This window comes from Enterobacter sp. DTU_2021_1002640_1_SI_PRY_ASU_LCPMC_013 (genome assembly GCF_032389435.1).
Taxonomy (GTDB): Bacteria; Pseudomonadota; Gammaproteobacteria; order Enterobacterales; family Enterobacteriaceae; genus Enterobacter; species Enterobacter hormaechei_C.
On sequence record NZ_CP135594.1, the window covers coordinates 343,620 to 357,013 of the forward strand.

Annotated in this window: 11 protein-coding genes; 4 read left to right on the forward strand and 7 right to left on the reverse strand. The window is 57.3% G+C overall.

Going from position 1 to position 13,394, the window contains the following annotated elements; translation table 11 throughout:
- The first annotated feature begins 54 nt into the window (after nt 1-54).
- Nucleotides 55-1,701: a Na+/H+ antiporter gene (locus RS584_RS01645; protein ID WP_003860270.1), complete on the forward strand. Its 1,647-nt coding sequence runs from the start codon at nt 55-57 to the stop codon at nt 1,699-1,701.
- 75 nt (nt 1,702-1,776) lie between these two features.
- Here the strand turns inward: RS584_RS01645 and RS584_RS01650 are convergent, their stop codons facing one another.
- Nucleotides 1,777-2,664, reverse strand: a complete 888-nt coding sequence (locus RS584_RS01650) for a LysR family transcriptional regulator (RefSeq protein ID WP_315748831.1) — start codon at nt 2,662-2,664, stop codon at nt 1,777-1,779.
- 102 nt (nt 2,665-2,766) lie between these two features.
- Between RS584_RS01650 and RS584_RS01655 the strand changes: the two genes are divergently transcribed.
- Nucleotides 2,767-3,177: a CidA/LrgA family protein gene (locus RS584_RS01655; RefSeq protein ID WP_015570194.1), complete on the forward strand. Its 411-nt coding sequence runs from the start codon at nt 2,767-2,769 to the stop codon at nt 3,175-3,177.
- Nucleotides 3,170-3,859 carry an LrgB family protein gene (locus RS584_RS01660; RefSeq protein WP_015570195.1) on the forward strand — a complete coding sequence of 230 codons (690 nt, stop codon included), beginning with the start codon at nt 3,170-3,172 and terminating at the stop codon, nt 3,857-3,859. Before RS584_RS01655 ends, RS584_RS01660 begins: the two co-directional genes overlap by 8 nt.
- A gap of 33 nt (nt 3,860-3,892) precedes the next feature.
- On the opposite strand, the gene actP is transcribed toward RS584_RS01660, so the two are convergent.
- The 3 genes from actP to acs form a co-directional block, all read right to left on the reverse strand.
- Nucleotides 3,893-5,542, reverse strand: coding sequence for a cation/acetate symporter ActP (actP, locus tag RS584_RS01665; protein ID WP_059357313.1), 1,650 nt, complete (start codon nt 5,540-5,542; stop codon nt 3,893-3,895).
- A complete protein-coding gene (locus tag RS584_RS01670) occupies nt 5,539-5,853 on the reverse strand; it encodes a DUF485 domain-containing protein (RefSeq protein WP_017382635.1) in 315 nt (104 codons plus the stop codon). The genes actP and RS584_RS01670 overlap by 4 nt, the downstream gene beginning before the upstream one ends.
- 128 nt (nt 5,854-5,981) lie before the next feature.
- On the reverse strand, nt 5,982-7,940 hold the full coding sequence (gene acs, locus RS584_RS01675) for an acetate--CoA ligase (protein WP_315748833.1): 1,959 nt from the start codon (nt 7,938-7,940) through the stop codon (nt 5,982-5,984).
- A 423-nt stretch (nt 7,941-8,363) separates the two neighbouring features.
- Between acs and gltP the strand changes: the two genes are divergently transcribed.
- Nucleotides 8,364-9,677, forward strand: a complete 1,314-nt coding sequence (gene gltP, locus RS584_RS01680) for a glutamate/aspartate:proton symporter GltP (protein ID WP_015570199.1) — start codon at nt 8,364-8,366, stop codon at nt 9,675-9,677.
- 80 nt (nt 9,678-9,757) lie between these two features.
- Here gltP and RS584_RS01685 read toward each other — a convergent pair whose 3' ends face one another.
- The 3 genes from RS584_RS01685 to fdhF all read right to left on the reverse strand — a co-directional run bounded on the left by RS584_RS01685 (nt 9,758) and on the right by fdhF (nt 13,176).
- Nucleotides 9,758-10,432, reverse strand: a complete 675-nt coding sequence (locus tag RS584_RS01685; RefSeq protein ID WP_063158428.1) for a tetratricopeptide repeat protein — start codon at nt 10,430-10,432, stop codon at nt 9,758-9,760.
- A 121-nt stretch (nt 10,433-10,553) separates the two neighbouring features.
- Complete coding sequence (locus RS584_RS01690; RefSeq protein WP_042719158.1) at nt 10,554-10,706, reverse strand: Hok/Gef family protein; 153 nt, start codon at nt 10,704-10,706, stop codon at nt 10,554-10,556.
- A 322-nt stretch (nt 10,707-11,028) separates the two neighbouring features.
- A complete protein-coding gene (gene fdhF, locus RS584_RS01695) occupies nt 11,029-13,176 on the reverse strand; it encodes a formate dehydrogenase subunit alpha (protein ID WP_315748835.1) in 2,148 nt (715 codons plus the stop codon).
- Nucleotides 13,177-13,394: the final 218 nt, after the last annotated feature.

A 13,394-nucleotide genomic window follows, 5' to 3' on the forward strand; every position in this document is an offset into this window, starting at 1 on the left:
AGAGGCACGACGCCTCAGGTTTGGCATATAAGAAACACAGCAAACAGGGAACGCATGGAAATTTTCTTCACAATACTCATCATGACCCTTGTGGTCTCATTATCCGGGGTGGTTACACGCGTACTGCCCTTCCAGGTCCCCCTGCCTTTAATGCAAATAGCTATCGGTGCGCTGCTGGCGTGGCCGACGTTCGGTCTGCACGTGGAGTTCGATCCGGAACTGTTCCTCGTGCTGTTCATCCCGCCGCTGCTGTTTGCCGATGGCTGGAAAACGCCGACGCGCGAATTTCTGGAGCACGGGCGAGAGATCTTCGGCCTGGCGCTGGCGCTGGTGGTGGTCACCGTGGTCGGGATTGGTTTTCTGATCTACTGGGCCGTACCGGGGATCCCGCTCATACCCGCCTTTGCGCTGGCCGCCGTGCTGTCGCCTACCGACGCCGTGGCGCTGTCCGGCATTGTGGGCGAAGGGCGCATTCCAAAGAAAATCATGGGCATTTTGCAGGGCGAGGCGCTGATGAACGACGCCTCTGGCCTGGTCGCCCTGAAGTTTGCCGTGGCGGTTGCCATGGGCACCATGGTCTTTACCGTCGGCGGCGCGACCCTGGAATTCTTCAAGGTGGCGATTGGCGGCATCCTCGCGGGCTTCGTAGTGAGCTGGCTGTACGGACGCTCGCTGCGCTTCCTTAGCCGCTGGGGTGGTGATGAACCGGCGACGCAGATCGTCCTGCTGTTCCTGCTGCCGTTCGCCTCTTACCTGATTGCCGAACACATCGGCGTGTCGGGCATTCTGGCGGCGGTAGCCGCGGGGATGACCATCACCCGCTCCGGCGTTATGCGCCGCGCGCCGCTGGCGATGCGCCTGCGCGCGAACAGTACCTGGGCCATGCTCGAGTTTGTGTTTAACGGCATGGTGTTCCTGCTGTTGGGTCTGCAACTGCCGGGCATTATGGAATCCTCGCTGATTGCGGCCGAAGCGGATCCAAACGTTGAAGTCTGGATGCTGTTTACCGATATCGTGCTCATCTACCTTGCGCTGATGCTGGTGCGTTTCGGCTGGCTGTGGACGATGAAAAAATTCAGCGTTCGCTTCCTGACCAAAAAGCCGATGGAGTTTGGCTCGTGGACCACGCGCGAGCTGCTGATTGCCTCTTTCGCGGGCGTTCGCGGGGCGATCACCCTTGCTGGTGTCCTCTCCATTCCTCTGCTGCTGCCGACGGGCGACGTCTTCCCGGCGCGCTACGAGCTGGTGTTCCTGGCGGCGGGCGTGATCCTCTTCTCCCTGTTTGTCGGCGTGATTATGCTGCCGATTCTGCTGCAACATATTGACGCGGGGGACTCCTCGCAACAGCACAAAGAAGAGCGGATTGCCCGTGCGGCGACGGCGGAAGTGGCGATTGTCGCCATCGAGAAGATGGAGGAGCGTCTGGCCGCCGATGCCGAAGAGAACATTGATAACCAGCTGCTGAAGGAAGTCAGTTCACGCGTGATCGGTAATTTGCGTCGCCGTGCTGACGGACGTAACGACGTGGAAAGTTCGTTGCAGGAAGAGAACCTCGAACGCCGTTTCCGCCTGGCGGCGCTGCGCTCCGAGCGTGCCGAGCTGTATCACCTGCGCGCGACGCGGCAGATCAGCAACGAGACGCTGCAAAAGCTGCTGCACGATCTGGATCTGCTGGAAGCGTTGTTGATAGAGAATCAGTAGCGCTGTAATTGCCCGGTGGCGCTGCGCTTACCGGGCCTACGTGCTCGATCGGTTCCCTCTCCCTGTGGGAGAGGGTTAGGGTGAGGGTACCCAAAACCCCTCACAGCATTGCAACCACGCCTGCGCGCTGTGCGACAGATAGATCCCTTCACGCCAGATCATCCCCAGCTGCCAGTGCAGGTCGCTCTCCAGCGGGATCCAGCGCAGCGTATTTTTATCCAGCCGCTCGCAGATCGGCTGCGGCAGAATGGCAATCCCCACGCCCGCCTGTACCATCGCCGCCAGAAAATCCCACTGGCCGCTGCGCACCGCAATGCGCGGCTTCACGTTATGCTGGTTAAACAGCGCCATCAGCTGGCGGCTTAAGGCGAAATCTTCGTTGTAAATCAGCAGCGGGTGTTCGCCGAGCAGCTCGGGTTTTACTGACTCAATCTTCAGCCAGTCGCCGGAGCGCGGCACCAGCACGCACAGCGGGTGGCTAAAGAGCGGCAGCGTCGCCAGTCCGCTTTCCTCCTCCACGGGAAGGGCCGTCATGGCCACGTCCAGTTCACCGTTCATCACCGCCTGCTGCACGGTCAGGCCGCCAAATTCAGAAATTTTTAGCTCAACGCCGGGATAGCGCTGACGAAACAGGCTTATCGGGCCGGCCATCATCATGCCGACCATCGGCGGAATACCGAGCCGCAGCAGCCCTTTTGTCAGATGGTTGATGTCCCCAAGCTCGGCTTCCAGCTGGCGGAACTCCGCCAGAATTGCCAGCCCGCGCTCGAACACCACGCGACCGGTATCGGTCAGCAGCAGCTTGCGCCCGTCGCGGATCAGCAGGGTACAGTTCAGCTCATCTTCGAGGTTTTTCAGCATCTTGCTGATGGTTGGCTGGGTAACGAATAACTTCTCCGCTGCGCGGGTAAAACTTTGCTGACGAACCACCTCGACAAAATAGCGCAGCGTTCTTATGTCCATGATTATTCCTCGAAACTATACCTTCGATGATTTTAATTCATTTCAGTCGATACCGTACGCTCACTATACTGGCGCCTCGTCTCATTTCTGAGGAAAACCCCCATGGCCGTGGCGTTAAGCCGTGTTACGCCTGCCGTTGTTCAACGACTCCAGGTACCGGTTCAGGTACTGCTTTACGCGGGACTGTTTGTTTTCGCGGAATATCTTGTCGACTGGCTGCATCTGCCTTTACCCGCCAACCTGGTGGGGATGGTGCTGTTGCTGACGCTGATCCTCTGTCGCGCGTTGCCCCTTAGCTGGGTGCGGGCCGGCGCACGCTGGCTGCTGGCGGAGATGCTGCTGTTCTTTGTGCCGGCCGTGGTGGCGGTGGTGAACTATGCCCAGCTGCTGATGGTCGACGGCTGGCGCATCTTTGCGGTTATCGCCCTGAGCACGATGATGGTGCTGGGCGCCACTGCCTGGGTGGTGGATAAAGTGTATCGCTTTGAAATCAGCAGGCAGACGCATGACTAACTTTCAGATAAGCGTGCTGTGCCTGATTGCGACAGTCGTCATCTACTTTGCCAACAAGCGCCTGTATCGCCGCTTTCGCGCGCTGCCGCTGATGCCGCTGGTCTTTACGCCGATCCTGCTGGTGCTGATGCTGGTCTTCGGCCATATCTCCTGGCAGAACTACATTGGCGAATCCCACTGGCTGCTGTGGCTGCTCGGCCCGGCGACCATCGCCTTCGCCGTACCCGTTTATGACAACCTCGCCATTATCAGACGCCACTGGATGTCGCTCAGCGCGGGCGTCGTCACCGCGACGGTGGTGGCGGTGTGCAGCTCGGTCTGGCTGGCGCGGCTGTTTACCCTGTCGGATGAAATCCAGCGCAGCCTGGCGGTGCGTTCGGTGACCACGCCGTTTGCGCTGGCAGCCGCGAAACCGCTCGGCGGGCAGCCGGATCTGGTGGCGCTGTTTGTGGTAGTGACGGGCGTGTTCGGCATGGCAGTGGGAGATGTGCTGTTTCTGCGGCTTTCCATTCGCGAAGGGATGGCGAAAGGGGCGGGGTTTGGCGCGGCGTCGCACGGGGCGGGGACGGCACGTTCGTATGAGCTGGGACAGCAGGAGGGCGTGGTCGCGAGCCTGGTGATGATGCTTTCGGGCGTCACGATGGTGCTGATCGCACCGCTGGTGGCGTGGGTGATGTTTTAAGCTCCCCGGCCAGAGCGACCGGGGAGAAAAGGCTTAGTGCGCGCGGCCCTGCTCAACGCCCAGGCCGGTTTGCGAGCGGATAAACTGGGCGCGGAATTTCTCACGCTCCAGGTTACCCTCCGGTGAATTATCGGTGGCAGAGAAGATCCAGATCCCGATAAACGCCACGGCGATGGAGAACAGCGCCGGATATTCATACGGGAAGATAGCGCTTTCGTGACCGAGGATCTGCACCCAGATGGTCGGGCCGAGGATCATCAGAATCACCGCCGTCAGCAGGCCCAGCCAGCCGCCAATCATCGCCCCACGGGTGGTCAGTTTTGACCAGTACATGGAGAGCAGAATGATCGGGAAGTTACAGCTTGCCGCAATCGAGAAGGCCAGCCCGACCATAAAGGCGATGTTCTGCTTCTCGAACAAAATCCCCAGCAAGATGGCGACGACGCCCAGCACCAGCACGGTGATTTTGGAGACCTTCAGCTCATCGCGCTCGCTTGCGCCTTTGCGGAAGACGTTGGCGTAGAGGTCATGCGAAACCGCCGACGCGCCGGCCAGCGTCAGCCCTGCAACCACCGCGAGGATGGTGGCAAAGGCCACGGCAGAGATAAAGCCGAGGAACAGGTTGCCGCCCACCGCGTCGGCCAGATGCACCGCCGCCATGTTGTTACCGCCGATAAGCGCGCCCGCCGCGTCTTTAAACGCCGGGTTTGCCCCCACCAGCATGATTGCGCCGAAGCCGATGATAAAGGTCAGAATGTAGAAGTAGCCCATAAACCCGGTGGCGTAGAACACGCTTTTACGCGCTTCACGCGCATCTGACACCGTGAAGAAACGCATCAGGATATGCGGCAGGCCAGCGGTACCGAACATCAGGCCGAGACCGAGAGAGAGCGCGGATATCGGATCTTTCACCAGCCCGCCCGGGCTCATGATCGCTTCCCCTTTCGGGTGGACCGCCATCGCTTCGGTAAACAGATTATTGAAGCTGAACCCGACGTGCTTCATCACCATAAAGGCCATAAAGCTGGCGCCGAACAGCAGCAGTACCGCTTTGATGATCTGTACCCAGGTGGTGGCCAGCATGCCGCCGAACAGGACATACATCACCATCAGCACGCCGACCAGCACCACCGCGACGTGGTAGTTCAGGCCGAACAGCAGCTCGATCAGTTTGCCCGCGCCGACCATCTGGGCGATCAGATAGAGCGCCACTACCACCAGCGAACCGCAGGCGGAGAGGGTACGAATCGGCCCCTGCTTCAGGCGATAGGAGGCGACGTCAGCAAAGGTATAGCGCCCCAGGTTACGCAGGCGCTCGGCAATCAGGAACAGAATGATTGGCCAGCCGACGAGGAACCCGAGGGAGTAGATCAGGCCATCATACCCTGAGGTATACACCAGCGCGGAGATCCCAAGGAACGAGGCGGCGGACATAAAGTCCCCCGCGATCGCCAGCCCGTTCTGGAAGCCGGTAATATTGCCGCCCGCGGTGTAGTAATCGTTACGGGAGCGTACGCGTTTCGACGCCCAGTAAGTGATGTACAGCGTCAGCACCACGAAAATCAGGAACATGATAATCGCCTGCCAGTTGGTTGGCTGGCGCTGAACCTCGCCGGTAATGGCATCTGCTGCATGGGCAGCAAAGGGAAGTGTGGCGGCTAGCGCCGTCAGGACTCGCTTCATGATGCTTTTACCTCGCGCAGAACTTCTCTGTTAAGACGATCGAATTCACCGTTGGCGCGCCAGACGTACACACCCGTCAGCACAAACGAAATGATGATAACGCCAATCCCAATCGGAATACCGCGCGTGACGCTGGTACCCTCATGCAGCGGGGTGCCCAGCCAGTGCGGCGCAAAGGCGATCAGCAGAATAAAGCCGACGTAGATAATCAGCATGATGATGGAAAGGATGAAGGCAAACCGTTGCCGTTTTTCGACGAGCTCCCTGTAGTGCGCACTATTCTCTATCTGCTGACAAATATCGTTATTCATCACAGAGTCTCCAGAAGTAAGGTTGGTTTGTTTTTATCCCCTCTCCCCTGTGGGGAGAGGGTGAGGGGAGGAAGGTGCGGTCTGATGCCCTCACCCCGGCCCTCTCCCACGGGGAGAGGGAGAAAACACTAGGAAGGCATTGCGATGGCCTGCTTCTCTTCGAGCAGTTTGTCCACCACGCCAGGATCGGCCAGCGTTGAGGTATCACCGAGGTTACTGGTGTCGCCCGCCGCGATTTTGCGCAGGATACGGCGCATAATCTTGCCGGAACGGGTTTTCGGCAGCGAGTCGGTCCAGTGCAGCACGTCCGGCGTGGCAAGCGGGCCGATCTCTTTACGCACCCAGTTGCGCACCTCGGTATACAGCTCTGGCGACGGCTCTTCGCCGTGGTTCAGGGTGACGTAGGCGTAGATCGCCTGGCCTTTGATATTGTGAGGAATGCCGACAACCGCCGCTTCGGCAATTTTCGGATGCGACACCAGCGCAGACTCAATCTCCGCCGTGCCCAGACGGTGGCCGGAGACGTTCAGCACGTCGTCCACGCGTCCGGTGATCCAGTAATAACCGTCTTCATCCCGGCGCGCGCCGTCGCCGCTGAAGTACATGTTTTTGAAGGTCGAGAAGTAGGTCTGCTCGAAGCGCTCATGGTCGCCGAACAGGGTACGCGCCTGGCCAGGCCAGGAATCGACGATCACCAGGTTGCCCTCGGTGGCCCCTTCCTGCGGGTTGCCTTCGTTATCCACCAGCGCAGGCTGCACGCCGAAGAACGGACGGGTTGCGGAACCAGCCTTCAGCTGCGTGGCGCCCGGCATCGGGGTGATCATGAAGCCGCCGGTTTCGGTCTGCCACCAGGTATCCATCACCGGGCACTTCTCGTTGCCGATCTTCTTCCAGTACCACTCCCAGGCTTCGGGGTTGATTGGCTCACCCACGGAGCCGAGGATACGCAGGGAAGAGCGGTCGGTCCCTTCGATGGCTTTATCGCCTTCTGCCATCAGCGCGCGGATCGCCGTTGGCGCGGTATAGAGAATGTTGACCTGGTGTTTGTCGACCACCTGACACATACGCGCCGGGGTCGGCCAGTTTGGTACGCCCTCAAACATCAGCGTTGTTGCGCCACAGGCCAGCGGGCCGTACAGCAGGTAGCTGTGACCGGTGACCCAGCCCACGTCGGCGGTACACCAGTAGATGTCGCCCGGATGGTAGTCGAAAACGTATTTAAAGGTGGTGGCCGCGTAAACCAGATAGCCGCCGGTGGTATGCAGTACGCCTTTTGGCTTACCGGTGGAGCCGGAGGTATAAAGGATAAACAGCGGATCTTCCGCGTTCATCTCTTCAGGCTGATGCTGGTCGCTCGCGTTTTCAATCAGATCGCTCCACCACAGGTCGCGCCCCTCGTGCCAGTCGATTTTGCCGCCCGTGCGTTTGAAGACAATGACGTTACTGATGGATTTCACGTTCGGGTTTTTCAGCGCTTCATCAACGTTTTTCTTCAGCGGAATACCGCGCCCGGCGCGCACGCCCTCGTCAGCGGTGATCACCAGCTTCGAATTCGAGTCGATAATACGTCCGGCAACCGCCTCCGGCGAGAAGCCGCCGAAGATAACGGAGTGGATCGCGCCGATGCGCGCGCAGGCCAGCATAGCCACGGCGGCTTCCGGCACCATTGGCATATAGATCGCCACTACATCGCCTTTTTTAATGCCCTGGGCCAGCAGCACGTTGGCAAAGCGGCACACGTCGCGATGCAGTTCTTTATACGAGATGTGTTTACTCTGAGAGGCATCGTCGCCTTCCCAGATGATGGCCGTTTCGTTGCCGCGTTCGGCAAGATGGCGGTCCAGACAGTTTGCCGCCAGGTTCAGCGTGCCGTCTTCATACCATTTAATGGAGACGTTGCCCGGCGCGAAAGAGGTGTTCTTTACCTTCTGATAAGGTTTGATCCAGTCGAGGATGTGGCCCTGCTCACCCCAGAACGCGTCAGGGCTGGAAACGGACTGCTGGTATTTCTGCTGGTACTGCTCCGGGCTTATCAGGCAACGGTCCGCAATGTTTGCGGGAATGTCGTGTTTGTGTATTTGGCTCATGGCTTTTTTTCTCCTTGTAAGATGTTAATAATATGTCGCAAAAACGTTAATAGTAGGGGCTTTACAAGCTTTGTTTAGTATTTGGGCGACAGATCACGCAATGTCTGAAGAGTATGAAAATTGAGCGAATGAAACTTTGAAGGGAAATAATTCATCTGAAGAGTTATTCACTTTTTTGAAGTGAAAATATTTTGTATAACAAACGGTTATTTATGCGAATTGCTATAAATTACCGTCAATGACACTTTTTGCAGTGAAATGCCTTGTTCTTTAAGGCTTGCGCAGCATGCCGTGCAAATGATACTCATACGGCGCGTTAAAAAATCCCATAAACCAACGCAACACAATTCATACCCTTTCAGTATGTCTCCATATTCATGCAGTTTTGATGGTACGGAGATTTCATTGAGGAAGTCAGTTTCTATGAAAAATTTGAAAGTCAGCCTGGCCTGGCAGATCCTGCTGGCCCTTGTGCTGGGCATCTTGCTGGGCAGTTACCTCCATTATCATAGCGACAGCCGCGAGTGGCTGATTGCGAACCTTCTCTCACCTGCGGGCGATATCTTTATTCATCTGATCAAGATGATTGTTGTGCCAATTGTGATCTCGACGCTGGTGGTCGGTATCGCGGGTGTCGGTGATGCGAAACAGTTAGGCCGCATTGGCGTTAAAACTATTCTCTATTTCGAAGTGATCACCACGGTTGCCATCGTTCTTGGCATCACCCTGGCGAATGTGTTCCAGCCTGGTGCCGGGATCGATATGTCGCAGCTGGCGACGGTGGATATTTCGAAATACCAAAGCACAACCGCCGATGTGCAGAGCCATTCGCATGGGCTGATGGGGACTATTCTCTCGCTGGTGCCGACCAATATTATCGCGTCCATGGCGAAGGGCGAGATGCTGCCGATCATCTTCTTCTCGGTACTCTTTGGTCTGGGGCTTTCTTCCCTGCCCGCGACGCACCGTGAACCGCTGGTCACCGTGTTCCGATCTGTCTCCGAAACCATGTTCAAAGTCACCCACATGGTGATGCGCTATGCGCCGGTCGGGGTATTCGCGCTGATTGCGGTGACCGTAGCGAACTTCGGCTTTGCCTCCCTGTGGCCGCTGGCGAAGCTGGTGATTCTGGTGCACTTCGCGATTCTGTTCTTCGCGCTGGTAGTGCTGGGCATTGTGGCGCGCCTGTGCGGGCTCAGCATCTGGATCCTGATCCGCATCCTGAAGGATGAGCTGATTCTGGCCTACTCCACGGCAAGCTCCGAGAGCGTGCTGCCGCGCATCATTGAAAAGATGGAAGCCTACGGCGCGCCGGCGTCCATTACCAGCTTCGTGGTGCCAACGGGCTACTCCTTTAACCTGGATGGTTCGACGCTGTATCAGAGTATTGCGGCGATCTTTATTGCGCAGCTGTACGGGATTGACCTGTCGCTGTGGCAGGAAATCGTGCTGGTGCTGACGCTGATGGTGACTTCAAAAGGCATCGCAGGCGTGCCGGGCGTCTCCTTTGTGGTGCTGCTGGCGACGCTGGGCAGCGTCGGTATTCCGCTGGAAGGCCTGGCGTTTATTGCCGGTGTCGACCGTATCCTCGACATGGCGCGTACGGCGCTGAACGTGGTGGGGAATGCCCTGGCGGTGCTGGTAATCTCCAAGTGGGAACACAAGTTCGACCGCAAAAAAGCGCTGGCGTATGAACGCGAGGTGCTGGGTCGTTTTGATAAAACGGCTGACCAGTAACATTCTAAGCCCGGTGGCGCTGCGCTTACCGGGCCTACGGGTTTTGTAGGCCGGGTAAGGCGAAGCCGCCACCCGGCACGTTATTCCCCGCTTAACGCATCAAACTCTTCACACCCGGTATCAAACCCTTCGGTACAGCTCAGGTTTAACCAGTAAAGCGCTTTCTGTTTATTCGGTGTGATAAAGCCTTTCTCACCCTGCCTGAACAGCATTCCTGCCCAGTACTCCGCATAGCCCGTCCGGGACAGAGCCGAACTCCGCCTGAACCACGACGCGGCCTGCACGTCATCCTGAGGGACTTCAACGCCGTTGGCATAGATCAGCCCCAGCAGCTGTTGCGCGTCTACCGCCGAGTCGCTATCGATGTCTTCGGTCGCCGATTGCAGCAGTGCGATGGCCTGCGGGTAGTCGGTTTTGCCCGCCTGCGTGTTCACCAGCACCCGCGCCAGCATGATCGCGCCGCGTTTGCTGCCCGCAATGTTTGCCTGCTGGGCCAGGGCTTTAGCCTGCGCATAGTCACCCTGCGAAAAGTGGATTTGCGACAGCAGCGCCATGGCGTCGACATCACCGCCTTTTGCCGCTTTTTCCGCCCACAGCGCCGCCTGCGCGCTGTCGCCGGAACTGAACCAGGTATCGGCAAGATAATACTGCGCGCGCGCATCGCCCGCTTCAGCCTGCTTTTTATACTGGCTGCCTATCTCATCGGCATGGGCAAACGCGGTTAAAAATAACAACATCAGAAAAAGGGTTTTCATGGATTCTTATCATCTGGGTACACGCCGCGCAGTATAATCGCGGCGACAGAAGAAAAAAACGGGTGCGTTAAGACCTCAGCATCCCACAAGCCGGGCGGAACACGCGTTCCGCCCGAAGAGGTTAGCCTGCGTTACAGGCTAATTTCGCCGCCACCTCCTGATGTTCACTCTTTATTGAAAACTCGCAGAGCCTGCCGCGAGTAATAAAGGTAAAGATCACTATCGTCAGGCAAATAATAAAGACGATGCCTAACGCAGTTTTTAATGGCGTCATGCCTTTTACTCCTTGTGTAAAAAAGAATAAGAGGCTACTCTCAACCTGTTGGTAGTTGAGGGAGTAGCCTCGGGTAAATGAAAATTTCCCGGGGCTTCCTACTTTCTGTCCCTCAACAATGCTCAAGACAGAAAGTCTTAAGCACCCGCCGCACATCTTATCCCTCTGAATTAAAATGCAAAGATGTAATTCTTTTTCGCACGAATTACATTATTTCTGCGAGCCGCTTTCCAGAATAACAATTGATATTTTTAATGTGTTAAGCGGAAATAAAAAGGGAGTGAATATCTCACTCCCTTTATTCATCGATTAATTAACGGCATCAACCCATTGCGCTTTCACGCAGTCGGGCTTTCAGCTTGTTATATTCGTCGATCACATACTGTTCCGCAGCGTGTTGATCCGCTATTGGCTCCACGTTTACGGCGCAGTATTTATACTCCGGCGTTTTGGTTATCGGGCTTAAGTTCTCCGTCACCAGCTCGTTACAGGCGCCAATCCACCACTGGTAGGTCATATAGACTGCCCCTTTGTTCGGACGGTCGCTGACCTGCGCGCGGGTAATGATGCGGCCCTTACGCGAGTTCACCCACACCAGCGCTTCATCTTCAATACCGAGCCGTTCGGCATCGGCGGTGTTGATCTGCGCGTAGCCCGGTTCATCCGCCAGCGCCGCCAGCGCGGCGCAGTTGCCGGTCATGGAGCGGCAGGAGTAGTGGCCCACTTCACGCACGGTGGAGAGCACCATCGGATACTCGTCGGTGAGCTTATCGATCGGCGCGACCCAGTCGCAGGTGAAGAACTGCGCCAGCCCGTTCGGGGTGTCGAACTTCTCTTTAAAGAGGTACGACGTCCCCTGATCGGATTCTGACTCATCCCGGCACGGCCACTGGATGTAGCCCAGCTCACCCATTTTTTCATAGGTTGCCCCATAAAAGTCCGGACACAGATGCCGCAACTCGTCCCAGATCTCCTGGGTGTTGTTGTAGTGCATCGGGTAGCCCATGCGGGTGGCGATTTCGCTGATGATTTGCCAGTCTGTTTTCAGATCCCACTTCGGCTCGACGGCCTTGAAGAAGCGCTGGAAGCCGCGGTCTGCCGCCGTATAGACACCTTCATGCTCGCCCCAGGAGGTCGACGGCAGAATCACATCCGCCGCTGCCGCGGTTTTGGTCATAAAGATATCCTGAACAATCACCAGCTCCAGATCCTCAAAGCCTTTGCGCACCGCAGACAGTTCGGCGTCGGTCTGGAGCGGATCTTCACCCATGATGTAGGCCGCACGTACTTCACCGTGCGCCGCGCGGTGCGGCAGCTCGCTGATGCGGTATCCGGTGTGTGCCGGCAGACTTTCCACGCCCCAGGCCTTCGCAAACTTCTCGCGGTTTTCCGGGAACTTCACGTACTGGTAGCCCGGATAGGTGTCCGGCAGCGCGCCCATATCACACGCACCCTGCACGTTATTCTGACCACGCACCGGGTTCACGCCCACATGCGCTTTACCCAGATTGCCGGTCAGCATGGCGAGGCTGGTGAGCGAGCGCACGGTTTCCACGCCCTGGTAGAACTGGGTCACGCCCATGCCCCACAGAATGGCGGCGGTTTTCGCTCCGGCGTACATCCGCGCCGCCTGGCGGATCTCCTGCGCGCTGATGCCGGTTATCGCCTCTACTGACTCCGGCGTATAGCCTTCGACAATCTTGCGATACTCTTCAAACCCTTCCGTACGGCTCGCGACAAACGCCTGGTCGTAGAGGTTCTCCTCAATAATGACATGCCCCATCGCATTCAACAGCGCGATGTTCGAGCCGTTTTTCAGCGCGATGTGCATATCCGCAATGCGCGCGGTTTCAATTTTACGCGGATCGCAGACGATGATTTTCGCCCCGTTCTGTTTGGCGCGAATAACGTGATTCGCGACGATAGGGTGAGAATCCGCCGGGTTATAGCCGAAGATGAACACCAGATCGGTGTTATCTATCTCATTGATGGCATTACTCATTGCGCCGTTACCGACCGACTGGTGCAGACCTGCAACCGATGGGCCGTGTCAGACGCGAGCGCAGCAGTCGACGTTATTGGTACCAATAACGGCGCGCGCGAATTTTTGCATCACATAGTTGGTTTCATTCCCGGTTCCGCGTGAGGAGCCGGTGGTCTGAATCGCATCCGGGCCATACTTGGCCTTGATGGCGCTGAGGCGCGTGGCGACGTAATCCAGCGCTTCATTCCAGGAGACGGCTTCCAGCTTGCCGCCGCGCTCGCGGCGGATCATAGGGGTTTTCAGGCGCGGCGTGAGGATTTGGGTATCGTTAATAAAATCCCAGCCGTAGTACCCTTTCAGGCACAGCGTGCCCTGATTGGTTTTACCCTGCGCCGCTTCCGCCCGGACGATTTTGCCGTTATCGACCACCAGGTGGATCTTGCAACCTGAGGCACAATAAGGGCAAACCGTGACGACTTTTTTCATCACTTTGCTCCAGTTAAACAGTTCTTACCTGCCCAATATGCAGCTTCTATGCCATGTTTTTACTATGGGTATTTCCTGACTTTACGACTCTTTGCGGGGCAAAACCCTGACGAAAAACAGCCAATCGTCAAAATTGACGTGTCGAAAGGGCAGGGGATGTGACATGGATTGAATTTCCGTCACGTAAAAAACAATTCGGCTGGAGCCGGCGGCAGAAT